We start from the raw sequence: 24,166 nt of genomic DNA, 5'->3' as shown, positions 1-24,166 counted from the left end.
TTTAAATCTCCTCTCTCACCTGGCCATGTTCCACGTGAAACACCTTTTTATCGTTATAGTTCTCAAGGAACTCCAATTGTTTAATATCAATAGCTGTAACGAACAATTGAGTATCAGAAGTGTTCAATCGAGATATAAACACTTTTCTTTTTTCTTCATCTAACTCAGCTCCAACATCGTCTAATAGAAAAATCGATGTCTTTGCGGTTTTCATATGTAAGTACTGTGTTTGAGCGAGTTGCATTCCTGCTACTAACATTCTCAGTTGCCCCCTGGATAAAACTTCGTGGACATTAACGCCTTGAACTTTAATACGTAAATCTGCTTTATGCGGGCCGACACTTAAAAAACCATTTTTTTGATCACGATGTCTATTTTTCATGACTGCGTCAGACAAAGAACAGCCTTTTTCCCACCCCCTATAATACGAAATTTCGAAGCAAAACTCAGGTAAAAAATCCCTTAAATTTGCATTAATAAGGTGTTTTAGTTGCTCATTAAGTAAATTTGCGCGCTTGGTACTGATCTCTTCGCCATTTTCACAAAGTATTTGATGCCAGTACTCTAGAGCTTGCACTGGTTGATTACTTTTATATAAGGCATTCAAGTGTTTTAAACTTCGGTTAAATACCTGAAAATTCAGATTAAAAGATTGTTCCACGTGAAACAGCAACCAATCCAAATAACGTCTACGTAATTTTGGTGCACCAAGCAACAGATCTGAACTCTGAGGCGTAAATATCTGAATGGGTAAATAACTGGCTAAATCTGTTGCACGTTTGGATTTTGTCCCATTTATGTTCACAAAGCAGCGATCGTCTAAATGCCTACTTATCCCAAATTTTTGCCGCTTACCGTCTACAACAACAGTGGAGCAAAAAACAGTAAAACTCGATTTTTCATAGCTGATAACATTTCTATGTTTCTGAGTACGAAAAGAACGTGCGAAACCTAAATAATGTAAAGCTTCTAAAATTGATGACTTCCCACTGCCATTTTCACCAATAAAAAGGTTCAAACTTTTGTGAGCGGAAAATGACAAGTCGTCAATATTTCTGAAATGACTGATCTGGAGCTTATCCAGTATCATGGGAGACCGGGCTTCTTATGGATACTAATTACAATCTCATTGGCATTATGACATATAAAGCAGAGTCATCTTTCGAATCCTCAATCAAAGCACTGCTATTTGAATCAGCTAAAGTTATACGCACATCTTCACAACTTAAACCATTCATAACATCTATTAAGTAGGCAACATTAAAGCCAATTTCTAGAATCTCACCCTGATAATGAACGTCTACAATTTCTTCAGCCTCTTCCTGCTCAGGATTATTAGCAGTGATTTTTAATTCGCCATTAGATAAATTTAAGCGAACACCTCTAAACTTTTCATTCGATAAGATAGAAGCTCTGGAAAAGGCATGCTTCAGAACATCCTTACTGGATTCAATCTTTTTGTCCCCACCTTTTGGCAACACACGTCTGTAATCGGGGAAACGACCGTCAACCAACTTACTAGTAAATATGAAATCTGTTGAATATATTCTAATATGGTTCGAACCAACCTGTACCTTTACTAGCTTATCGTTATCATCAATTAAGCGGATAATCTCAAGAACACCTTTGCGAGGTATAATGACTTGCCGATTAGGTAAAGTAGCACTAGTGTAACTTAAACGGCATAAAGCCAATCTATGACCATCAGTTGCAACCGTACGAATAATATTATCTTCTGTCTCAAGAGACATACCATTCAAATAATAACGCACATCCTGCTGAGCCATACAAAAATGTGTGCTGTCGATAAGTCGTTTTAAGCCTGATTGTGGTATTTCAAACTCTAAATCTCCTTGCCAATCTTCAAGATTTGGATAATCATCGGCAGACAAGGTTGATAAGCTGTATTTACTTCGTCCAGACTTTAATAACGCTTTGTTAGATTCAACGCTAAAATCTATATTACTGCCTTCGTTCAGTCCCCTACAAATATCTAATAGTTTTTTTGCAGGGACAGTTATCTCACCTTCAACCAACTCTCCACTTAAGGTAACGTTTGAAATTAATTCAACTTCTAAATCAGTACCTGTTAACCAAAGTGAGTTATCACTAACCTTAATCAAAACGTTTGATAATATAGGCAGTGTGTGACGACGCTCGACGGCACCTGAAACCAGTTGAAGCGGCTGTAAGAAGTTTTCCCTACTAATACTAAATTTCATCTTTTTACTCGTCAATTATTATGATGATAGTGTGCGAATCAAGTTCTGATAGTCTTCTTTTATATCATGACTTTCTTCCCTTAGCTGCACTATTTTTCTACAAGCGTGCAATACAGTGGTGTGGTCTCGCCCACCGAAAGCATCTCCAATCTCTGGTAAACTATGGTTAGTGAGTTCTTTAGATAAGGCCATGGCCATTTGCCTAGGTCTTGCAACACTTCGACTTCGCCTTTTGGACAATATATCAGCCATTTTGATCTTGTAATACTCAGCTACCGTTTTTTGAATGTTATCAATAGTGACTAATTTTTCTTGCAACGCCAAAAGATCCCGAAGAGCTTCTCGAACAAAATCGATGGTGATGGGACGACCTGTGAAGTTGGCGTTAGCGATGACTCGATTTAAAGCACCTTCAAGTTCACGCACATTTGAACGTAAGCGTTTCGCTATAAAAAAAGCGACTTCATCAGGCAAAAATATTTTATTCTCAACAGCCTTACGCATCAAGATTGCGACACGAGTTTCTAATTCAGGCGGCTCTATGGCAATGGTAAGACCCCAACCAAACCGGGACTTTAGACGATCTTCAACACCAATAATCTCTTTAGGATAACGATCTGAAGTGAGAATTATTTGCTGATTACCTTCCAATAAAGCATTAAAAGTATGAAAGAATTCTTCTTGAGAGCGCTCTTTATTAGCAAAGAATTGAATATCATCAATAAGTAATGCATCAACTGATCGGTAATAACGTTTAAACTCTTCTATGGCATTGTTTTGTAGTGCCTTAACCATATCTTGCACAAACCGTTCTGAGTGCATATATACAACGGTCGCATTCTTCTTTTTATCCATAATGCCATTACCAACAGCATGTAATAAATGGGTCTTACCTAAACCTGTACCACCATAAATAAACAGTGGATTATAGGCTCCACCAGGATTATCAGCAACTTGTTGGGATGCTGCTCTTGCTAACTGATTCGATTTACCTTCAACAAAATTATCAAATTTATAGGTTAAGTTGATGTTACTTTTATGCCCTGCTGTGATGGGTGCAGCAAGATTATCATTGGAAACAGTCACTGGTGGTGATGAGGGTAATTGCCTGTGGTGGGTTATTGATGGTGAAGAGTGATTATTTGATGCAAAATTTTTATTAGCATCAACGTTGACAATCTTTACTTCAAACCTTAACTGAGGTGCCTTGTCCCCACAAAATTCGGCCAACAGATTATTAATATGCGAAAAATATTTATCCCTAACCCAATCCAAAACGAACCGATTCGGTGCAAAAAGAGTTATGTGAGCATCACTATGTTCGGCCTGAAGTGGTCTTATCCACATACTAAATTGTTGTATAGGCAAATCCTGCTGTAACCTATCTAAACACTTATTCCAAATAGACATCAAAAAAACAACTCCACCCGTATAAATAATGGGCCAAAAGGGAATAAAAACGAAATTTCAGAAACTAAAACAGAATGTAACACTGTATTATTATTAGGCAGTAAAAGGCATACCTAAAACAACCTGTGAATTATCTCGTTAATCGACATGGTAACGCAACATACATTTAAAATTAAATAAGAATAACTTCAAGGTTACTTATATCTAATTGTTTTAATGGAAATAATTTAAATTATTTTAAATACAAATATTAAGTATATTGGCACTTCTGTACGGGCAGTAATCTATGTGACATAAAACTAACGAACGAATTTATCAACCCGCCTGTGGATAAAGTGAGCATTTTTAGCAGTTATTCAGAATTAGCATTATAAAAATTAAATACCATTTTAATATAATACTTTTAGTTACAGTAAATGATTGACAAAATGATAAGTGTTCTCTATTATTCAGCGTCATTTTTGAGCACGATTACCTTAAATATTGGTATTCATGTGGATGCTCATTTTGTTTAAACCCTATGTATAGCGGAATTAGGTCATGAAAAGAACTTTTCAACCAAGCAATTTAAAACGTAAGCGTTCACACGGATTTCGTGCCCGTATGGCGACTAAGAATGGCCGCAAGGTTATTGCCAATCGTCGAGCTAAAGGCCGTGCGCGTTTATCAGCTTAATTATCCAAGGTGGGTGAAAATAACTTTTCTAGGGAGCTAAGGCTACTTACTCCCACCCACTTTGAATATGTATTCAACAATGCTATTCCATCTGTATCACCCCAACTTACCTTATTAGCTAGATCTAATACTTCAGACAACCCTCGTTTGGGTATCACTTTGGCTAAAAAAAGGGTCAAGCATGCACACGACAGGAATAGACTAAAACGCGTTATACGCGAAAGCTTTCGTTTACAACGTCATTCCTTTCCAAATATTGATATAGTCGTAGTCGGAAAAAGTGGATTAGATAAGCTATCTAATCAGGAATTGTTTTTTTTGCTGAGTAAATTATGGAAAAAGTTAGCATTGCGCTGCGAAAAGTCCCAGTCGGTATAATTAAGCTGTATCAAACATTGCTATCACCGATGTTAGGACCTACATGTAGGTTTCATCCAAGTTGCTCACACTATGCAGTTGACGCTATAACTGAACACGGCATGATAAGAGGATGTTGGATAAGTATCAAACGCATACTTAAATGCCATCCGTTCAATGATGGTGGATATGATCCAGTGCCAGAAAAAAAAGAATGATTTTGACACTTATGCCCTCACTAATTAATCTGGGCATAGGTAAAACAGTAACATCGCCGTGGTTTAATGTTTTGACATGAATAAGTCACACACATAATAAGTAGTTAATTAGAGTAATTTATGGAATCCCAACGCAGTTTTTTATTAATTGGCCTCGCTATGGTCGGCTTTTTATTATGGCAACAATGGCAATTAGATTATGGCCCACAGCCAATCGCACCTATAACATCAGTACAAACTAGCACAGAGCTAGACATGCCTAGCTCAGAAGATGTTCCGGCTGCTAGTTCAGACGGGCCGACTATGGTAGCGAAAGCTTCAAGCGGTGGGGAAATTATATCAGTTGTCACTGACACTCTAATAATTAGCATTGATACAAAAGGCGGCGATGTGGTTTCAGCCGACTTAGCTAAGTTTCCTTTAGAGGAAGGTTCGAGTGAATCATATAGTTTACTAAGACCTAGTGGTGACAAATTATTTATTGCACAGAGCGGTTTAATTGGACGAGATGGTACCGACAGTAAAGGACGTCCAACTTATACTGTAGCAAAAGATAGTTACTTTCTAGAAGGTGATTCGCTGACGGTACCTCTTGAATTAGTAACACCTGGTGGTTTACAAGTCACAAAAAACTTCACATTCACTCGTGACAGTCACAAAGTTGATGTGAGTTATATCATCAAAAACAACACCAGTGATCCTAAACAAGTCCAGCAGTTTGCCCAGCTAAAACAAAGTATGCTTGAACAAGAAGGCAGCATGTTTATGCCTATCTATCGTGGTGGTGCTTTCGGCACCGAAGAAGACATCTACGAAAAATATGCATTCGATGATATGGCTGACAACAATTTAAAAGAAACGACTGCTGCAGGTTGGGTAGCAATGATAGAACATTATTTTGTGTCAGCGTGGGTACCGCCACAAGACCAAAACAACAAATTATTTAGCAGAATATTACAACAAACAAATGGTGTGATTGGGTTTACCGGTCAATCTGTGACTATTCAAGCAGGTGAGACAGCACAGATTAATAGTATCTTATACCTTGGACCCAAGGATCAAGATACTTTAGCAGGCATAGCCAGAGGTCTTGATTTAACAGTAGACTACGGCTTCTTGTTTATGATATCCCAACCACTTTTCTCATTTTTACAATTCATTCAAAGCCTAGTTGGAAACTGGGGATTTGCTATCATCCTCATCACTATAGTTGTTAAAGGGGCTATGTATCCTCTTACCAAAAAACAATACGAGTCAATGGCCAAAATGCGTGCCCTTAAACCCAAAATGGATGCACTCAAAGAACGTTTTGGCGATGACAAACAAAAAATGCAAAAAGCCATGATGGAAATGTATAAGAAGGATAAAGTTAACCCTATGGGTGGCTGTTTCCCTCTTTTACTTCAAATGCCAATATTTTTAGCTTTGTATTGGGTACTACTAGAAAGTGTTGAACTTAGGCATGCTGATTTTATATTCTGGATCACTGATTTAAGTGCAAAAGACCCATTTTTTGTATTACCTGTTTTGACTGGTCTGAGCATGTATCTATTACAAAAATTACAGCCTATGACGATGACAGACCCCATGCAACAAAAAATCATGCAATTTATGCCTGTTGCTATGAGTTTGTTTTTCTTTATATTCCCAGCAGGTTTAGTCCTTTACTGGTTGATAAGTAACGTTATTACTTTAATCCAAGCTAAAATAATTTACGCCTCAATGGAAAAACGTGGTTTACAGACTAAGTAATACAAAATAATCAAAAGCCCGTTCTGTATATTAATTACCTATAGAACGGGCTTTTTTATGCGTACAATAATTCAAATCATTTAAAAACTTGGAGATCCACATGCCATCACTAGATATAGTTTCAGAAATTGATTTAGCCGAATTACTTAATGCAGTCGACAACGCTAATAGAGAACTAAGTACGCGATTTGATTTTAGAGGTGTAGAGGCTAGCTTTGAACTCAAGGAAAACATAGTCACCATGACTGCTGACAATGATTTTCAACTCAAACAAATGCTGGACATACTTCGTGGCACATGTGTGAAACGTAATGTAGACACCGGGGCCTTCGAAGAAAAAGATATACAGCACATTGGCAAAATTTATAAACAAGCTATCGCTTTTAAGCAAGGAATTGAACAGCCTGTAGCCAAAAAGATTATTAAACTTATCAAGGATGCCAAGTTAAAAGTTCAAGCTCAAATACAGGGCGAACAAGTAAGAGTCACAGGAAAAAAACGCGACGATCTGCAACAAGTCATGGCATTAGCAAAGGATGCTGATTTAGAGCAACCATTACAATTTACTAACTTCAGAGACTAACCAAGACATGACTGCTTCAGGTTTATCATCTCAACAAGATACTATTGTTGCTCAGGCTACTGCACCGGGACGTGGGGGTGTTGGGATAATCCGAATATCTGGCAATCTAGCAAGTTCCGTAGCACAAATAATATTAGGTAAATTACCTGAAACCCGAAAAGCAGAGTATTTACCTTTTTCAGACACAAACAATAACCTTGTCGACCAAGGAATAGCCTTATTTTTTAAAGCACCCAACTCATTTACCGGTGAAGATGTGCTTGAATTGCAAGGGCATGGTGGTCAGGTCGTATTAGATATGTTGTTAAATGCAATTTTAAAAATACCAAGGCTGCGTATTGCACGACCTGGCGAATTTAGTGAACGTGCGTTTTTAAATGATAAATTAGATTTAGCGCAAGCCGAGGCCATTGCAGATCTAATTGATGCCAGTTCTGAACAAGCAGCGAAAGGGGCATTACGCTCTTTGCAAGGTGCGTTTTCAAAGCATATACACACTTTAGTCGAGCAGGTTATTCATCTGCGTATGTACGTCGAAGCTGCAATTGACTTCCCTGATGAAGAAATTGACTTTCTGAGTGACGGAAAAATTCAAAAAGACTTAGAAATTATTATCAAATCCTTTGAAACACTGCGACAGCAAACCAAGCAAGGTGCATTACTCAGAGAAGGTATGCGAGTAGTCATAGCTGGTAAACCTAATGCAGGTAAATCCAGTTTACTTAATGCATTAGCAGGAAGAGATGCAGCCATAGTCACAGATATTGCTGGAACGACACGAGATGTACTCAAAGAGCATATTCATCTTGATGGTATGCCTTTACACATAATTGATACTGCTGGCTTACGGGATAGCCCAGACAAGGTAGAAAAAATTGGTATTGAACGAGCTTGGAAAGAAATTAAGCAAGCTGATCGCGTGTTATTTATGCTTGACAGTACTGAGTCAATAGAGACTCACCCTGAAAAAATATGGCCAGATTTTTACCAGCAACTGCCTAAAAATATTGGGCTAAGTGTTATCCGTAATAAAATAGATCTATCGAAAGAACCTATTGGTTTTGATGATAGTGATGACTACCCAGTCATATCAATATCTGCCAGCAATGAGCAGGGACTCTCCTATTTAACTGATCACTTAAAAGATTGTATGGGCTTTAATGCAAGCACAGAAGGTCAGTTTATTGCTCGCAGGCGCCATTTAGATGCAATAGACAGAGCAGCAGAACATTTGTACCTGGGTAAACATCAATTGGAAGAACACCTCGCTGGAGAATTACTAGCAGAAGAACTGCGTTTAACCCAACAACACCTCAATGAAATCACGGGTGAATTTAGCTCTGACGACTTACTTACTAAGATATTTTCCTCTTTTTGTATCGGTAAATAACATTCTAGAATCGTTATTACCATAATATTATTCCCAATCGTATGAATACAAAAATTTTATAAAACAATCGAATAACAGCTGCTGAAATTTGAAACAATAATCCATATATCACCCTCAGAACACCTTAAATTCTCCTTGATTCACGCAGCAAATACCTATAATCCCTGAGGCCTAAAATTAGTTCACTTTGATGGATGTACATCTGGGGTAAACAACCCAAGCGAGATAGCACAGTACATAGATTTTTCTTATTTGATTAAGCATAATCATGATATCGAGTTGATGGCGAAACACCCGAACAGCAACACAACATGCTAATGAGATAAAAGTCAAAACAGTAAAAAGTTAATATTCTTAATGAGTCGATAAAATACCCAAATATAAAATTAACTAGATATAAAATATTGAATGAAACCTACATAGTTGAAATAATTAACCGCTAAACAACGATAAGATGGTGACGGAATTAGGCGTGGTGATCTTTTAATCACAATGTACAATGGTAAAATTAAATCACTAACATAGTAAATAAATGGCTAACTTTGAAATCGTAGTAGGCAGTGTATTAGGTGCTAGTGAATATGTAGCCGACGCACTACAAGAAGTTTTGTTAAGTCATACACATAGCGCAGAAATTCATTTAACGCCGCAGCTATCAGACTTAGATAAAGATGCCACATGGCTAATTTGTACTTCTACTCATGGCGCCGGTGATTTACCAGACAATATCCAACCTTTTGTTAAACAGTTAAAAAACCAATCGTTATCCAAAACCCCATTTTTAATTGTTGGTTTAGGTGATAGTAGTTATGACACTTACTGTCACGGCTCCATACTAATAGAGAGTATAATGCTTAACAGCGGAGCAAAACTCTTACATCCTGCCCTGCATATTGACGTACTGAATCATCCTATCCCTGAAGATACCGCAGTTAAATGGCTTACAGGATGGCTAATAAATAATGAAAAAACAGCATAACGACACATTGAACTTGTATGCAATTTAATAAAGCAGAACAAACAGCCCTACTTCAGCCATTGAGCAATGATGCACGTATACTGTATATCCTTGGTATAAAACCCTCCGCGGAACAGTCTAGCGGAGCAACCACAACATTAAATTATAAATATTTGTTGTCTATTTTAAATACTAAAGATGATAAATATACGTTGGGTCGACAAGTTAACGGCTTAATAAAAGAACTATTGAGTGTAGGCTTAGTAAATTTTCAAGATGAAATCGAACTTAATCATAGTTTTAATGGTAAAACCCTTGTTCTACCTTTAATCACAATGCAAATAGATGAGTATTCAAAGTTACATCTTAATTGGCACGCAATGCATATTGATTGGTATCCTAATAAAAAGTTAATCACAGATTTAGCCAAATTGCTGGGTATTATTGATTATAATTACACTACAAGTGAGTTAGGTGATTTTATTGCTTATTGGTTAGGTAGGCCAGAATCACAGTTTAGCGAATATCAATGGACTCAAAAGTTTGTATTTAATTTAAAAAAATTGCGATTAGCACACGGATTTAAAAATGTACAAAAAGTAGGTCAGCAAATAGTGCAAACTAAGGCTGGTATTCTCGCTGATGAGAACGCTAAAAACTTAGTGGCTAAATATAATAAGACACAGTAAAACGGCTATATACCCTGTAATAGCAAAATAAATTTCATATTTATCAATCGGAATAATATAACTCGTGGACAGTATTAAAGATAAAATTCAAAGGTTAGGTAAAGCTTTGGGTCGCCAATATGTACCTGAAAAATATACCCAATATGCTGACTTAAAATCTGAGTATGAAGCTTTAGCTAATCGTGATGTAAAGCAGCTACAACGCGAAGGTAAAAAGCAACGCATCGAGGATATTCAAGGTCGCTCTGAACTAAATCCAAAATGGACATTCGCAAACCTAATTGAAGACAGCAATGACGTAAAAGAAGCTGTCAGCATTGCTAAATCGTTTATCGCCGCTCATGAAGATATGAACTGGCGAAGAAGTGGTGCGCATATGATGATTTTTTATGGTGATTATGGCCGTGGAAAATCTCATACGGCTGGTGCTATTGCTCATGAACTAATAGAAAAATACGAAATTTCGGTTCTATACAGACAACTATCAACCATATTAGAAATGCGTTTTTTCTCTTATGATTACAATGCACAAGATAATGTTGGGCAAAAATTTCGTGAAATAAACCAAGAATTACTCGATGTTGACTTACTGATACTCGATGAAGTTTGTGTTAACGAAAGTGTTTTGAAGAAAAATGCCCAAAGTTGGTTAGGTAATATATTAAGGCAAAGGCTGGCTCATCATAAAAATTGTATTATGATCACTAATCACAACCTGGCTGAATTAGAAAACGCTTTAGGCCGTTATTGTTTTGAATCTATTAAGGAATACGACACCTACAAGGTTAAATTCTCAGGCCCAAGTAGACGCAAAGAAATTATCCCTGCACAAACAGAACCTCAACAACCTCAAACGACCTCGGGTTATCGTCCAAATCAAGTAAAATAACCCACATAGAGACACAGTTTATTTACACTTTTCTAGATATGTTTGATTATTACCCAATATTAAAACACTAAGTAATGGTCGGGCATATTAAAAATAAAAATCGGATTAAATTGGCCATTTTGTATACGCAGTATTAACTTATCTCATACTCTCCAATTTCACACACCTATTTACTTAAAACATAGATGTTAATTAAGGCAGTAATATAACTTTTAAAAGCGACCTTGGCGCCATGAATAGCGTTAACATAAATGTTGATATGAAACTGAATACTTCTGGTGGATTAAAAAAACTAGAGGCAATACGATGCACACGCATCAGGTGCAATTATTAAAATGACAATCCAAAAATTGTCAACATAAGACGTCAAACTTGTCACATCTACAGGCTTAATTACTGCTTATCTCGTTCCTGATATTCAAGCATATGTTATTGATGATATTAATGGTAAAAGTATCAATATCATCAAAATTTAGTTACTAAAACTTCACATAAATGAATATATAAACACCTATTATCAGGTAATCATTGTTAAGTTTGCGAAGTAATAGTCGTCAATCTCTACATAAACTTAGAAATTTGTCATCAAATAAGCACATCGGAGCAAATTTTTTATCAAAATAAAAATTTATATTACTAATGACCAATGTTTTTAAGTGACGCTCAAAGTTTTGGGCTCTAATACTAAGGTCACATGGTATATTTTGATCTTTCCTTTATAAATCATGATCTAAACTTGTGGATACTAATTTTGATCACAAGTTATACATAGTTAGATCAAAAGATGTTATTGACTGTGGATAATTTTATGTATAACTCATGTAAAAGCACTTTATATCCACTGAATAAAATTACAATAAAATACCCTGTGGATAAAACAGCAACTTACACCCATCTTATACCAGTTTGATCAAACCTTATTCACATCCTTACCTTGTCTTTAAACTACTGATGTAAATAAAGAATAATGACTTACCAACAGAAAAGTGGTTGCTTAATAATAGTAATAATAAACAAAGATCAAAAAGATCTTATAAAGATTAAGCGATCAATAAAACAATAATTGAATAGTTTTTAAGCATTTTACTTACGCTGAAATCTATATAGAATGTGCGACCCAATTTACTTGGGAAATTGATCATTAAGCTTTTGAGGAAAATCATGTTTTATCAACAACAATTTGACGTTATCGTTGTCGGTGGTGGCCACGCAGGAACAGAAGCTGCATTAGCATCTGCACGCATGGGCTCAAGTACTCTTTTGCTAACACACAATATTGAAACCCTAGGACAGATGTCTTGTAATCCCGCTATTGGCGGAATAGGAAAAGGTCATCTAGTCAAAGAATTAGACGCTTTAGGCGGTGCTATGGCCTTAGCAACTGACAAAGCCGGTATTCAGTTTAGAACTTTAAACTCAAGCAAAGGCCCGGCAGTTCGAGCCACACGTGCTCAAGCAGACAGATCACTTTACCGAAACGAAATCCGCAGGCTGATTGAAAACCAAGAAAACCTAACTTTATTTCAGCAATCTTGTGATGATCTAATTGTTGAACAGGATCGCGTAGTTGGTGTGATTACACAGATGGGACTTAAATTCCATGCTAAGAGCGTTGTGATTACCGTAGGCACATTTTTAGGCGGCACCATACATATTGGTATGGAAAACCATAAAGGAGGCCGTGCAGGCGATCCTCCTTCGATCGCATTAGCAGATAGACTTCGTGCATTACCTTTTAGAGTCGATCGCTTAAAAACAGGTACACCTGCACGACTAGACGCACGAACCCTTAATTTGGATGTCATGCAAATACAACATGGCGATACACCTTTACCAGTATTTTCGTATATGGGACAATCTAGTGATCACCCTAAACAAATCCCTTGTTATGTCACGCACACCAATGAAAGAACTCACGAAATCATTCGTGGTGGACTAGACAGGTCTCCAATTTACACAGGTGTTATAGAGGGAATAGGTCCAAGGTATTGCCCATCAATTGAAGACAAAATACATCGATTCGCTGATAAAAATTCACACCAAATATTTGTCGAACCAGAAGGTTTAAACAGCATCGAAATGTACCCAAATGGTATATCTACAAGTCTACCCTTTGACATACAAATGGAATTTGTACGTTCAATAGTTGGTTTTGAAAATGCGCATATAATTCGTCCCGGATATGCAATCGAATATGATTTCTTCGATCCTCGTGATCTTAAACAAACGTTAGAAACTAAATTTATTAGCGGATTATTTTTTGCCGGTCAGATTAATGGTACAACGGGTTATGAAGAAGCCGGTGCACAAGGTTTGATAGCGGGCGCAAATGCAGCCCTACAAGTACAACAAAAAGACGAGTTTACTCTACGTCGTGATGAAGCCTACATGGGCGTATTAATCGACGATTTATCCACTATGGGTACTAAAGAACCATACCGAATGTTTACCAGCCGAGCAGAATACCGTTTGTTGTTACGTGAAGATAATGCAGATATACGTCTAACAGCAAAGGGTCGTGAAATTGGTTTGGTTGATGAACAACGTTGGAAAGCATTCAATCAAAAATTAGAAGCCATCGAATTGGAAAGACAACGGCTCAAATCAACCTGGGTTTATCCTTCTCATGAATCAACTGAAGCTTTGAATGTTTTGTTAAAGAACCCAGTAACGAAAGAAAACACCTTAGAAGATTTAATCCGTCGTCCAGAAATGACTTATCAAAAACTTATGCAAATAGAAGCATTTGGACCAAAAGTTGAAAATAAACAAGCAGCCGAACAAGTTGAAATCCAAATTAAATATGCTGGATACATAGAGCGTCAAAAAGACGAAATTGCTAAAACCTCACGTAATGAAAATACTTTAATACCTATGGAATTTGATTTCAGTCAAATATCTGGGCTAAGTAATGAGGTCGTCGCAAAACTAACTGATAGCCGCCCAGAGACGATTGGTAAAGCAGGCAGAATATCAGGCATTACACCTGCGGCAGTTTCATTACTATTGGTATATTTGAAAAAACATGGACTACTAGTTGGTACCAGTAAAGATCAAAAGAAAATTTCAGCCTAATGAATGATCAACACACTTTAGAAAATGAATTATTAACTGTTTTGTCAAATAGCTTGAAAAATTTTGAGCTAATTGTTACTGAAGAGCAACAACAGCGACTTATTCGTTATGTGTTGATGATGCATAAATGGAATAAGACTTATAATTTGACATCAGTGCGAGATCCCCATCAGATGGTGATCAAACATATTGTCGACTCTATAGTGGTTGCACCATTTTTAGATAAAATTCACTATATTGATGTGGGTACAGGTCCAGGGTTACCAGGGATCCCTTTGGCTATAATGTGCCCGGATAAACAGTTTACATTATTGGATAGCTTGGGGAAGCGTGTACGTTTTATGAAACAAGTTGCCTATGAATTGAAAATAGACAATATCAAACCTGTGCAATCAAGGGTTGAAGATTTTGTACCTAGTGTGGAAACTGATGGAGTATTGAGCAGGGCTTTTGCATCATTAAAAGATATGTTGCACTGGTGCCAACATCTGGTAGATTCTCAAGGTGTTTTTATTGCCTTTAAGGGACAACTTTCTTCTGATGAGTTAAAAGGATTACCTGTAGGATTTATTTTACAAGAAACAATTAAACTAGACGTTCCTGGCCTTGAAGGCGAACGTCATATCGTCAAAATTAAAAAGCAATCAGTTGGCTAGAAGTTATCATTGCAACTCTTAGCAAATTAAATATCTTTCTATTCTGACCATCTAAATAATAAAAGTGGACGATTATTTTGGGCAAAATCATTGCAATTGCTAATCAAAAAGGTGGTGTGGGTAAAACCACAACAGCAGTTAATGTAGCTGCATCAATGGCTGCCACGAAGCGAAAAGTACTCTTGGTTGATCTTGACCCCCAAGGTAATGCGACCATGGGCAGTGGTGTAGATAAATACAACGTAAACAATACCTGTTACGAATTATTGATTGAAGAAAAACCCATTGAAGAAGTTATTATTAAGGAAACTTCTGGAAAGTATCACCTTATTGCTGGTAATAGTGACATTACAGCTGCAGAAATAAAATTGATGGAAGTATTTGCACGTGAATTACGACTTCGTAATTCTTTAGCATCGGTTAAAAATTACTACGACTATATTTTTATTGATTGTCCTCCCTCATTAAATCAACTAACTGTGAACGCTATGGCAGCGGCAGATTCAGTATTAGTACCTATGCAGTGCGAATATTATGCCCTTGAGGGCCTCACAGCTTTGATGGATACCATTAAAAAGCTAGCATCTGTTGTTAATCCACAATTAAAAATTGAAGGTGTTTTACGTACTATGTACGATCCAAGAAATAGGCTTGCCAATGATGTGTCTGAACAGCTTAAGCGGCATTTTGGCGAACAAGTATATAGAACTGTTATTCCCAGAAACGTGCGATTAGCAGAGGCACCTAGCTTTGGGTCACCGGCTATGTATTATGATAAATCTTCTACGGGTGCAAAAGCCTATTTAGCCTTGGCAGGTGAAATTTTAAGACGCGGAAAAACAAATAAAACAGCTCAATAAAGTTAATGTTAATAATAAGATAAAAGAAACATACATACAGAGGACAACATGTCGGCGAAAAAAAGAGGTTTGGGTAGAGGACTGGATGCATTATTAGCCACTAGTCAAGCAGGCAGAAGTAGCGATTCAGAGTTACCTGACGAACAAACTGAATTGCAGAAAATTCCTGTAGAATTTTTACAACCTGGTAAATATCAGCCGCGAAAAGATATGTCATCAGAAGCCCTCGAAGACTTAGCCTCATCTATTCGTTCACAAGGAATAATACAGCCCATAGTGGTACGTCATATTTCCAAAGATAAATATGAAATTATTGCTGGAGAAAGACGTTGGCGCGCTGCGCAAATAGCACAAATAGATGTTATTCCCTGTTTAATTAAAAACGTACCGGACGAATCAGCTGTTGCTATAGCTCTGATAGAAAATATTCAACGTGAAGATCTTAACTCTATGGAAGAAGCACAAGCTCTTGAGCGCTTAATGGTTGAGTTTGAGCTTACCCATCAAGAAGTAGCAACTGCTGTAGGTAAACCTAGAACAACAGTGACTAACTTATTACGTTTAAATAGTTTGAATGACGATGTGAAATTATTATTAGAATATGGCGATATTGAAATGGGACATGCAAGAGCCTTATTAGCGCTTCAAGGTGATGCCCAAAACGAAGCTGCACAAATCGTTTCAGGAAAAGGATTAACGGTTCGGGACACAGAAAACTTAGTTCGACGATTGTTGGAGCCTGCAATAGATAAAGTAGCCGTTAAAGAAGATCCAGACGTACAACGCTTGCAGACAGAGTTATCCGAAAATCTTGGAGCACCGGTCAGTATTGCTCATAACGCTAAAGGAAAGGGCAAGGTAGTCATTAATTTTTCCAGTCTAGATCAGTTAGACGGTATTTTAGACCATATTAAGTAGGTTAATCTTTAACAAGACAGCAAAATATTTAACAGAACATCTTCCTATCTTGTGCTTTTTACTCAGTAAGTTGTAGGAGGTGCAACAGGTCAGGATCTAAAACACTGAAAACCTTTACCCCTTCAATAACAAAGGCTTTGTGGGAATATCCATATTAGTGCTTTTGTGCACCAAACTGGACTTTAGTGTTGTAAATTTTTACCAGTAAAGTATACTTTTGGCGCTTTTTGTTGGGGTTTAAACGCATCGAGGGTTCAATTGGTAACTAACTTGGCCCAAGAAGGCAGACAGTTGGCCAGAAAAGTGCTTTTTTATCAAAGCCTAATTGCCATGACTTTAGCCTGTATGTTTTTCCTTTATTTAGATAAATATTCTGGTATATCAGCACTTTATGGTGGTTTGGTTTGTGTGATTCCGGGAGTGGTATTTGCCTTCTTAGCGTTTAGATATGCCGGTGCTAGTCAAAATAAGCTAGTAGTACGGAGTTTTAACAAGGGAAGCAAGCTTAAGTTTATTTTTACGATTGTATTGTTTGTTATGGTCTACAAATGGCCAAATTTACAACCCATACCGCTGATAGTCAGCTATGTCGTAACGTTGATGGTGCAATGGCCCATTATTATATTTATTAGTCGCGTTGATCGTTAATAATTCGAAAACGAGACTGAATACAGATTTTTAACTTTAAAATTGTGGATGATAAAATGGCAGATACTGGTGGCGAACAAACCATTAGCAGTTACATTCAGCACCACTTAACTAATGCAACAGTAGGTGAAGGTTTTTGGACTTTCCATATTGATACATTAGCTTGGTCGATTGTGTTGGGCTTTGTATTTATTTTAAGCTTTCGTTCAGCTGCAAAAAAAGCAACAACGGGCGTACCTGGAAAGTGGCAAGCTTGTGTTGAATTGATAGTAGGATTTGTCGACGACACAGTAAAAAGCACTTATCATGGTAAAAGCAAGCTAATTGCACCATTAGCTTTAACCATATTTGTGTGGGTATTGTTAATGAACTTAATGGACCTTATACCAGTGGATTTCCTTCCTTGGTTAGCAGGCCAGATTGGTTATTACGGCTTTGGTGTTGATCCACATGACGTATATATGAAAGTGGTACCTACGACTGATGTGAATATGACTTTCGCTTTGTCTATCGGCGTGTTTATCTTAATGATTTTCTATTCAATTAAGATAAAAGGCGTAGGTGGATTTTTGAAAGAGTTATATGCTCATCCGTTTAATACACCATGGTTATATTGGTTCAACTTTCTTCTTGAAGTAGTTGCGCTATTTGCTAAGCCATTATCATTGTCTTTACGTTTATTTGGTAACTTATATGCTGGCGAACTTATCTTTATTCTGATTGCGGGCACTATGGGATTATGGCAATTGCCAATACACTTTATCTGGGCTGCATTCCATTTATTAATTATTCCACTACAAGCTTTCATTTTCATGATGTTAACCATCGTATACTTAAGCTTAGCGAGTGAAGAACACTAAATTTTCTGGAAAAATTTAGAACAGCTGGCTCGGAGTACTAATTATTCTGGAAAGAATTACACAGCATAACGCTGTCCCGTAAAGGGAAGGCAGGAAGCCTTAAAAATATAATTTTTAACAATTTTTTTTAATTTTAACTTAAACACAAAGGTGAAAATCTATGGAAATCTTAGGTAATCTATATATCGCAGTTGGTATTTTGATTGGTCTATGTGCATTGGGACCAGCGATTGGTTTCGGTCTTTTAGGTGGTAAATTTCTTGAGTCGGCAGCGCGCCAACCTGAGCTTGCAGCCACTCTTCAAGTCAAAATGTTCATCGTAGCAGGACTTATTGATGCAATCGCGATGATCGGTGTTGCGATCGCTCTTTATATGTTGTTCGTACTTGGTGCTCAATAGTAGTTATCCATTTCTTTTAACGAACTATTAAAGAGGAGTAGCGGTCTTGAACATCAATGCCACTCTACTTGGTGAACTAATAGCATTTATATTCTTTGTGTGGTTTTGCATGAAGTTTGTATGGCCGCCTATTATCGGTGCTATTGAAGAACGCCAACAAAAAATTGCTGATGGCTTAGCTGCGTCTGAACGGGGTGAAAAAGACCTCGAGCTAGCACAAGTGAAAGCCACTGATCAGCTTAAAGAAGCGAAAGCTCAAGCAGCAGATATCATCGAGCAAGCCAAAAAGCGTGGGTCAGTAATTGTTGACGAAGAAACGCAACGTGGTCATTCTGAGCGTGAAAAAATCATTGCTCAGGGATTCTCAGAGATCGAAGCAGAAAGAAACCGCACAAAAGAAGAGTTACGTAAACAAGTAGCTGCTTTAGCTGTTGCCGGTGCTGAAAAGATCCTTGAACGTGAAATTGATGCTGCGGCACAAAGTGACATAGTTGCAAAACTTGTCGCTGAGCTATAAGGGAGAATGAGCCATGTCTGAATGGACAACTATCGCTCGCCCTTACGCCCAAGCTGCGTTCGATTACGCGGTCGAGAGTAAAACCGTTGCACAGTGGCAAGAAATGCTAGTGTTTACTGCCGAAGTTTCGAAAAATGAGACAGTTAAGTCTTTATTAACTGGTTCGATAGCAGCAGAAAAGCTAGCTGAAATTTTTAATGGCGTGTGCGGCGAACAACTCGACCAACAGGGTCAAAACCTAGTAAAGGTTTTGGCTGAAAATAGACGTCTACAAGCGTTACCTGATATTTCTGTATTGTTTAATCTGCTTAAAGCTGAGTTTGATAAAGAGATTGACGTTGATATTACTTCAGCAGTCAAACTTAATAAAAAACAGCAAACAGAAATCGGTAAGTCTCTTGCAAAACGTCTGGCAAGAAAAGTTAAGCTGAATTGTAGCGTGGATCCTGAACTGGTTGCTGGTGTGCTTATTAAAGCCGGCGACACAGTAATTGATGGTTCACTTCGTAGTAAATTAAACCGTCTTTCAGACGCGTTACAAGCATAACGGGGAAAAGAGCATGCAACTGAATTCCACTGAAATTGCCGAACTAATCAAACAACGTATTGAGAAGTTCGAAGTAGTCAGTGAAGCTCGTAATGAAGGAACTATTGTTGGTGTAACCGATGGTATTATCCGAATCCATGGCCTTGCAGATGTAATGCAAGGCGAAATGATTGAGCTTCCTGGTAGTCGTTACGCTATCGCATTAAACCTAGAGCGCGACTCTGTAGGTGCGGTAGTAATGGGTCCTTACGCTGACTTACAAGAAGGTGTAAAAGTAAAATCTTCAGGTCGTATCTTAGAAGTACCAGTAGGTCGTAACCTACTAGGTCGTGTTGTAAACACACTAGGTGCACCTATCGATGGCAAAGGCGCTATCGATGCTGACGGTTTTGAACCCATAGAAAAAATAGCACCGGGTGTAATTGAACGTCAATCTGTCGACCAACCTATTCAAACTGGTTATAAATCAGTTGATGCCATGATCCCAGTAGGTCGTGGTCAACGTGAATTGGTTATCGGTGACCGTCAAACCGGTAAAACTGCTTTAGCGATTGATGCCATCATCAATCAAAAAGATTCTGGTGTTAAATGTGTATACGTGGCGATTGGCCAAAAGGCCTCAACTATTGCTAACGTTGTACGCAAATTAGAAGAGCACGGCGCTATGGGCCACACCATTGTTGTCGCAGCGTCTGCATCAGAATCAGCAGCACTACAATACTTGGCACCTTACTCTGGTTGTACCATGGGTGAGTATTTCCGTGACCGCGGTGAAGATGCTTTGATCGTATATGATGACTTGTCTAAACAAGCCGTTGCTTATCGTCAAATTTCACTATTGTTACGTCGTCCTCCAGGTCGTGAAGCGTATCCTGGAGATGTTTTCTATCTTCACTCACGTCTTCTAGAACGTGCTGCACGTGTAAATGATAAATATGTTGAGCGTTTCACTAATGGTGAAGTAACAGGTAAAACAGGTTCTTTGACTGCCTTACCTATTATCGAGACTCAAGCAGGTGATGTATCAGCTTTCGTACCTACTAACGTAATTTCGATTACCGATGGTCAAATATTCCTAGAAACAGATTTGTTCAACGCCGGTATCCGTCCAGCGGTTAACGCTGGTATTTCGGTATCTCGTGTTGGTGGTGCTGCGCAAACTAAAATCATCAAGAAGTTAGGTGGCGGTATCCGTTTAGCCCTAGCTCAGTATCGTGAATTAGCGGCGTTCTCGCAGTTTGCATCTGACCTTGATGACGCGACACGTGCTCAACTTGAGCATGGTGAGCGTGTAATGGAATTAATGAAGCAAAACCAATATGCACCGCTTTCAGTTGCAGATATGGGTGTTTCATTATTTGCTGTTGAGAAAGGACATTTACAAGGCGTTGAGCTAGATAAAATTCTAGATTTTGAAGCGTCTTTACACTCTTTCATGAACAGTGCATATAGCGAGCTGATGAACACTATTAACACTACAGGTAATTTCGACAAAGAAATTGAAGCCACCCTTAATGAAGCTTTAGAGAAATTTAAAGCGACACAAACGTGGTAGTCAATTAGACCGCTGTTTTTTTAAAGAGAGATAGCGGTCATTATGTTGAATAATCGGAGATAGAGTTTATGGCTAGCGGTAAAGAGATAAAAGGTAAGATCGGCAGTATTAAAAATACGCAGAAGATCACCAGTGCTATGGAAATGGTTGCAGCGTCTAAAATGAAAAAGGCGCAAGATCGTATGGCCAAAAGCCGTCCATATGCTGAGAGTATTCGAAGCGTAATCGGTCACCTAGCAAACGCTAACCTTGAATATCGCCATCCATATTTGGAAGACCGCGAAATAAAACGCGTTGGTTATATCGTGATTTCTACTGACCGTGGATTATGTGGGGGCTTAAACTCCAACGAATTCAAAATGGTCGTGAAAGATGCGAAAAAATGGCAAGAGCAAGATGTTCAAGTCGATTTTGCTGCACTAGGTGCTAAGTCTGTTGCATTCTTCAACCGTTTTGGTGGCAGTGTTTTAGCTGCTGAATCGGGTTTAGGTGATGCGCCAACTGTCAATGAAATCATTGGCTTGGTCCGTATCATGTTGGATGCATTTAATGACGGTAAAATAGACCGTTTATATTTGGTATTTAATAAGTTTGTAAATACCATGGCGCAAGAGCCGCAGATCGATCAATTGTTGCCTTTGCCTAAATCTGACGAAAAAGAATTACAACACCGTTGGGACTACATATACGAACCTGATCCTAAACCTATCTTAGATATGTTACTGGTCCGTTTTATTGAGTCTCAAGTATATCAAGGCGTAGTCGAAAACGGCGCGTCTGAGCAAGCAGCTCGTATGGTGGCCATGAAAGCGGCTACCGATAACGCGGGTGACATCATAGATGACTTGCAGTTGATATATAACAAAGCACGTCAAGCAGCAATCACACAAGAAATTAGTGAGATTGTAAGCGGCGCTGCAGCGGTCTAGGCAATGGTTTTAGAATTTAAGAGGAATTAACATGAGTCATGGTAAGGTCGTCCAAATAATTGGCGCCGTAGTGGATATTGAATTTCCACAAGATTCGGTTCCAAAAATATATGACGCATTGCGAGTTACCGAAGGTGATTTGCAAGGTTTGACCCTGGAAGTACAACAGCAATTAGGTGGTGGCGTAGTCCGTACCATCGCAATGGGCTCTACAGACGGTTTACGTCGTGGCCTGTCTGTTGAAAACAGCGGTGCTGCAATTCAGGTCCCAGTTGGTACAGCTACATTAGGCCGTATCATGGATGTTTTGGGTAACCCAATTGACGAAGCAGGTCCTATCGGTGAAGAAGAGCGTATGTCTATTCACCGCGAAGCGCCTACTTATGAAGAACAGTCAAGTTCAGTTGAACTACTAGAAACAGGCATCAAAGTTATTGACTTGGTTTGTCCTTTCGCTAAAGGTGGTAAAGTTGGATTGTTCGGTGGTGCCGGTGTTGGTAAAACTGTTAACATGATGGAACTCATTCGTAACATCGCTATCGAGCACAGCGGCTACTCAGTATTTGCTGGTGTAGGTGAGCGTACTCGTGAAGGTAACGATTTTTATCACGAAATGAGCGAATCAAACGTACTAGACAAAGTATCGCTAGTATACGGCCAAATGAATGAGCCTCCTGGAAACCGTTTACGTGTTGCCTTGACAGGTTTGACCATGGCGGAAAAATTCCGTGATGAAGGTCGTGACGTATTGTTCTTCGTAGATAACATCTACCGTTATACTCTAGCTGGTACAGAAGTATCTGCTCTACTAGGTCGTATGCCATCAGCCGTAGGTTATCAGCCTACCCTAGCTGAAGAGATGGGTGTGCTGCAAGAACGTATCGCATCAACTAAGACAGGTTCAATTACCTCAATCCAAGCGGTATACGTACCTGCGGATGATTTGACCGATCCCTCACCTGCAACCACCTTTGCTCACTTAGATGCAACAGTTGTATTGTCACGTGATATCGCGTCTTTGGGTATTTACCCAGCGGTTGACCCGCTTGATTCTACTTCACGTCAACTTGACCCTCTGGTTATTGGTCAAGAACATTACGACACTGCACGTGGTGTGCAATCAGTATTGCAACGTTACAAAGAATTGAAAGATATCATCGCTATCTTAGGTATGGATGAACTCTCTGAAGAAGATAAGCTTTCTGTATCACGAGCTCGTAAAATTCAGCGTTTCTTGTCACAACCTTTCTTCGTAGCCGAAGTATTTACTGGTTCACCTGGTAAATATGTTTCATTGAAAGACACTATCAGTGGTTTTAGTGGCATCTTGAACGGTGAGTTTGATCACCTTCCAGAGCAAGCTTTCTACATGGTTGGTTCTATCGAAGAAGCAAGCGAAAAAGCTAAAAACATGTAATTTTGGCTCATTTAGCGCGGATTCGTTGTCGGAAGTGCTCAGGTATACTTATACATTGTGCACTTCCTCCTAGACTCCAAGTTAAACGAACCCAAAGAGATGTTTTAAGGATCCTATTTAGGAGATTTTTATGGCAATGACCGTACATCTAGACGTAGTAAGCGCTGAAACCAGTATTTTTTCTGGTTTGGTCGAAGCTATTCAGATTACAGGTAGTGAAGGTGAGCTAGGTATCCATCCTGGTCATGCACCTTTATTAACTACTCTATTACCTGGAATGGTACGTCTGGTTAAGCAATTTGGTGACGAAGAAAATATCTACATCAACGGTGGCGTGCTAGAGATACAGCCGGGCTCAGTGACTGTATTGGCTGATACCGCTATTCGTGCAGAGGACCTAGACGAACAAGCGGCACTTGATGCACAAAAACGTGCAGAAGAGCATATCGCCAACCCGACCGCTGATTTTGAATATGCAGAGGCCGCTGTCGAGTTAGCCGAGGCTATTGCACAGTTGAGGTTGATCCGAAAACTGCGTAAGTAATCTGATTTGTAATACTTAAAAATCCCAGCTTGGTTAAATATCACGCTGGGTTTTTTGTTTTTATACATAGTTGAAATTTTATAGCAAAATATTGGTC

25 protein-coding genes are annotated in these 24,166 nt (G+C 38.5%); 22 read left to right on the top strand and 3 right to left on the bottom strand.

Features of this window, described 5'->3' with window-relative positions; all coding sequences use genetic code 11:
* Nucleotide 1: 1 nt before the first annotated feature.
* Genes recF through dnaA form a run of 3 tightly spaced genes read right to left on the bottom strand, consistent with a single transcriptional unit; the run spans nucleotide 2 to nucleotide 3,632 of the window.
* A complete protein-coding gene (recF, locus tag Q0Y52_RS05835) occupies nucleotides 2–1,090 on the bottom strand; it encodes a DNA replication/repair protein RecF (protein ID WP_297819224.1) in 1,089 nt (362 codons plus the stop codon).
* Nucleotides 1,091–1,118: 28 nt separating this feature from the next.
* Nucleotides 1,119–2,222 (bottom strand): DNA polymerase III subunit beta, encoded by a 1,104-nt coding sequence (gene dnaN / locus Q0Y52_RS05830; protein ID WP_297819222.1) that lies wholly within the window; start codon nucleotides 2,220–2,222, stop codon nucleotides 1,119–1,121.
* A gap of 18 nt (nucleotides 2,223–2,240) precedes the next feature.
* The gene (dnaA, locus tag Q0Y52_RS05825; protein WP_297819219.1) at nucleotides 2,241–3,632 is read right to left on the bottom strand and encodes a chromosomal replication initiator protein DnaA; all 1,392 of its coding nucleotides are present in this window, start codon (nucleotides 3,630–3,632) and stop codon (nucleotides 2,241–2,243) included.
* A gap of 540 nt (nucleotides 3,633–4,172) precedes the next feature.
* On the opposite strand from dnaA, the gene rpmH reads away from it, so the two are divergent.
* The 22 genes from rpmH to Q0Y52_RS05715 all read left to right on the top strand — a co-directional run bounded on the left by rpmH (nucleotide 4,173) and on the right by Q0Y52_RS05715 (nucleotide 24,069).
* Entirely contained in the window at nucleotides 4,173–4,307 is a 135-nt protein-coding gene (gene rpmH / locus Q0Y52_RS05820) for a 50S ribosomal protein L34 (protein WP_007615483.1), read from the top strand.
* Nucleotides 4,308–4,316: 9 nt separating this feature from the next.
* Complete coding sequence (gene rnpA, locus Q0Y52_RS05815; protein WP_297819214.1) at nucleotides 4,317–4,685, top strand: ribonuclease P protein component; 369 nt, start codon at nucleotides 4,317–4,319, stop codon at nucleotides 4,683–4,685.
* The gene (yidD, locus tag Q0Y52_RS05810) at nucleotides 4,640–4,882 is read left to right on the top strand and encodes a membrane protein insertion efficiency factor YidD (RefSeq protein ID WP_297819211.1); all 243 of its coding nucleotides are present in this window, start codon (nucleotides 4,640–4,642) and stop codon (nucleotides 4,880–4,882) included. The genes rnpA and yidD overlap by 46 nt, the downstream gene beginning before the upstream one ends.
* A 120-nt stretch (nucleotides 4,883–5,002) precedes the next feature.
* Nucleotides 5,003–6,634 carry a membrane protein insertase YidC gene (yidC, locus tag Q0Y52_RS05805; protein WP_297819208.1) on the top strand — a complete coding sequence of 544 codons (1,632 nt, stop codon included), beginning with the start codon at nucleotides 5,003–5,005 and terminating at the stop codon, nucleotides 6,632–6,634.
* A gap of 100 nt (nucleotides 6,635–6,734) precedes the next feature.
* Complete coding sequence (locus tag Q0Y52_RS05800; protein WP_297819205.1) at nucleotides 6,735–7,217, top strand: YajQ family cyclic di-GMP-binding protein; 483 nt, start codon at nucleotides 6,735–6,737, stop codon at nucleotides 7,215–7,217.
* Nucleotides 7,218–7,224: 7 nt separating this feature from the next.
* Nucleotides 7,225–8,607, top strand: a complete 1,383-nt coding sequence (gene mnmE / locus Q0Y52_RS05795; RefSeq protein WP_297819202.1) for a tRNA uridine-5-carboxymethylaminomethyl(34) synthesis GTPase MnmE — start codon at nucleotides 7,225–7,227, stop codon at nucleotides 8,605–8,607.
* 532 nt (nucleotides 8,608–9,139) lie between these two features.
* Nucleotides 9,140–9,586 carry an FMN-binding protein MioC gene (mioC, locus tag Q0Y52_RS05790; protein ID WP_297819199.1) on the top strand — a complete coding sequence of 149 codons (447 nt, stop codon included), beginning with the start codon at nucleotides 9,140–9,142 and terminating at the stop codon, nucleotides 9,584–9,586.
* Between the two features lie 17 nt (nucleotides 9,587–9,603).
* On the top strand, nucleotides 9,604–10,254 hold the full coding sequence (locus Q0Y52_RS05785) for a DnaT-like ssDNA-binding domain-containing protein (protein ID WP_297819196.1): 651 nt from the start codon (nucleotides 9,604–9,606) through the stop codon (nucleotides 10,252–10,254).
* 64 nt (nucleotides 10,255–10,318) lie between these two features.
* Nucleotides 10,319–11,143, top strand: coding sequence for an ATP-binding protein (locus tag Q0Y52_RS05780; RefSeq protein WP_297819193.1), 825 nt, complete (start codon nucleotides 10,319–10,321; stop codon nucleotides 11,141–11,143).
* Nucleotides 11,144–12,304: 1,161 nt separating this feature from the next.
* The gene (gene mnmG, locus Q0Y52_RS05775; RefSeq protein ID WP_297819190.1) at nucleotides 12,305–14,218 is read left to right on the top strand and encodes a tRNA uridine-5-carboxymethylaminomethyl(34) synthesis enzyme MnmG; all 1,914 of its coding nucleotides are present in this window, start codon (nucleotides 12,305–12,307) and stop codon (nucleotides 14,216–14,218) included.
* A complete protein-coding gene (gene rsmG, locus Q0Y52_RS05770) occupies nucleotides 14,218–14,874 on the top strand; it encodes a 16S rRNA (guanine(527)-N(7))-methyltransferase RsmG (protein WP_297819187.1) in 657 nt (218 codons plus the stop codon). The genes mnmG and rsmG overlap by 1 nt, the downstream gene beginning before the upstream one ends.
* A 77-nt stretch (nucleotides 14,875–14,951) precedes the next feature.
* The gene (locus Q0Y52_RS05765) at nucleotides 14,952–15,734 is read left to right on the top strand and encodes a ParA family protein (protein WP_297819184.1); all 783 of its coding nucleotides are present in this window, start codon (nucleotides 14,952–14,954) and stop codon (nucleotides 15,732–15,734) included.
* A gap of 48 nt (nucleotides 15,735–15,782) precedes the next feature.
* Nucleotides 15,783–16,652, top strand: a complete 870-nt coding sequence (locus Q0Y52_RS05760) for a ParB/RepB/Spo0J family partition protein (RefSeq protein ID WP_297819181.1) — start codon at nucleotides 15,783–15,785, stop codon at nucleotides 16,650–16,652.
* A 258-nt stretch (nucleotides 16,653–16,910) separates the two neighbouring features.
* Nucleotides 16,911–17,300 (top strand): ATP synthase subunit I, encoded by a 390-nt coding sequence (locus tag Q0Y52_RS05755; RefSeq protein WP_297819178.1) that lies wholly within the window; start codon nucleotides 16,911–16,913, stop codon nucleotides 17,298–17,300.
* A 56-nt stretch (nucleotides 17,301–17,356) separates the two neighbouring features.
* Nucleotides 17,357–18,160, top strand: coding sequence for a F0F1 ATP synthase subunit A (gene atpB / locus Q0Y52_RS05750; RefSeq protein WP_297819175.1), 804 nt, complete (start codon nucleotides 17,357–17,359; stop codon nucleotides 18,158–18,160).
* A 160-nt stretch (nucleotides 18,161–18,320) separates the two neighbouring features.
* Nucleotides 18,321–18,560, top strand: a complete 240-nt coding sequence (gene atpE, locus Q0Y52_RS05745) for a F0F1 ATP synthase subunit C (protein ID WP_293751471.1) — start codon at nucleotides 18,321–18,323, stop codon at nucleotides 18,558–18,560.
* A gap of 46 nt (nucleotides 18,561–18,606) precedes the next feature.
* Entirely contained in the window at nucleotides 18,607–19,077 is a 471-nt protein-coding gene (atpF, locus tag Q0Y52_RS05740) for a F0F1 ATP synthase subunit B (RefSeq protein WP_297819170.1), read from the top strand.
* Between the two features lie 13 nt (nucleotides 19,078–19,090).
* Nucleotides 19,091–19,624, top strand: a complete 534-nt coding sequence (gene atpH, locus Q0Y52_RS05735; protein ID WP_297819166.1) for a F0F1 ATP synthase subunit delta — start codon at nucleotides 19,091–19,093, stop codon at nucleotides 19,622–19,624.
* Nucleotides 19,625–19,637: 13 nt separating this feature from the next.
* Nucleotides 19,638–21,179, top strand: a complete 1,542-nt coding sequence (atpA, locus tag Q0Y52_RS05730) for a F0F1 ATP synthase subunit alpha (protein WP_297819163.1) — start codon at nucleotides 19,638–19,640, stop codon at nucleotides 21,177–21,179.
* Nucleotides 21,180–21,247: 68 nt separating this feature from the next.
* Complete coding sequence (gene atpG, locus Q0Y52_RS05725; RefSeq protein ID WP_297819160.1) at nucleotides 21,248–22,108, top strand: F0F1 ATP synthase subunit gamma; 861 nt, start codon at nucleotides 21,248–21,250, stop codon at nucleotides 22,106–22,108.
* Nucleotides 22,109–22,139: 31 nt separating this feature from the next.
* A complete protein-coding gene (gene atpD, locus Q0Y52_RS05720; protein ID WP_297819157.1) occupies nucleotides 22,140–23,525 on the top strand; it encodes a F0F1 ATP synthase subunit beta in 1,386 nt (461 codons plus the stop codon).
* A gap of 130 nt (nucleotides 23,526–23,655) precedes the next feature.
* Entirely contained in the window at nucleotides 23,656–24,069 is a 414-nt protein-coding gene (locus Q0Y52_RS05715; protein ID WP_297819154.1) for a F0F1 ATP synthase subunit epsilon, read from the top strand.
* Nucleotides 24,070–24,166: the final 97 nt, after the last annotated feature.

It is taken from the genome of uncultured Paraglaciecola sp., assembly GCF_943787955.1.
Lineage (GTDB): Bacteria > Pseudomonadota > Gammaproteobacteria > Enterobacterales > Alteromonadaceae > Paraglaciecola.
Note: the sequence above shows the minus strand (reverse complement) of the source record. Positions and strands in the feature narration are given on the sequence as shown.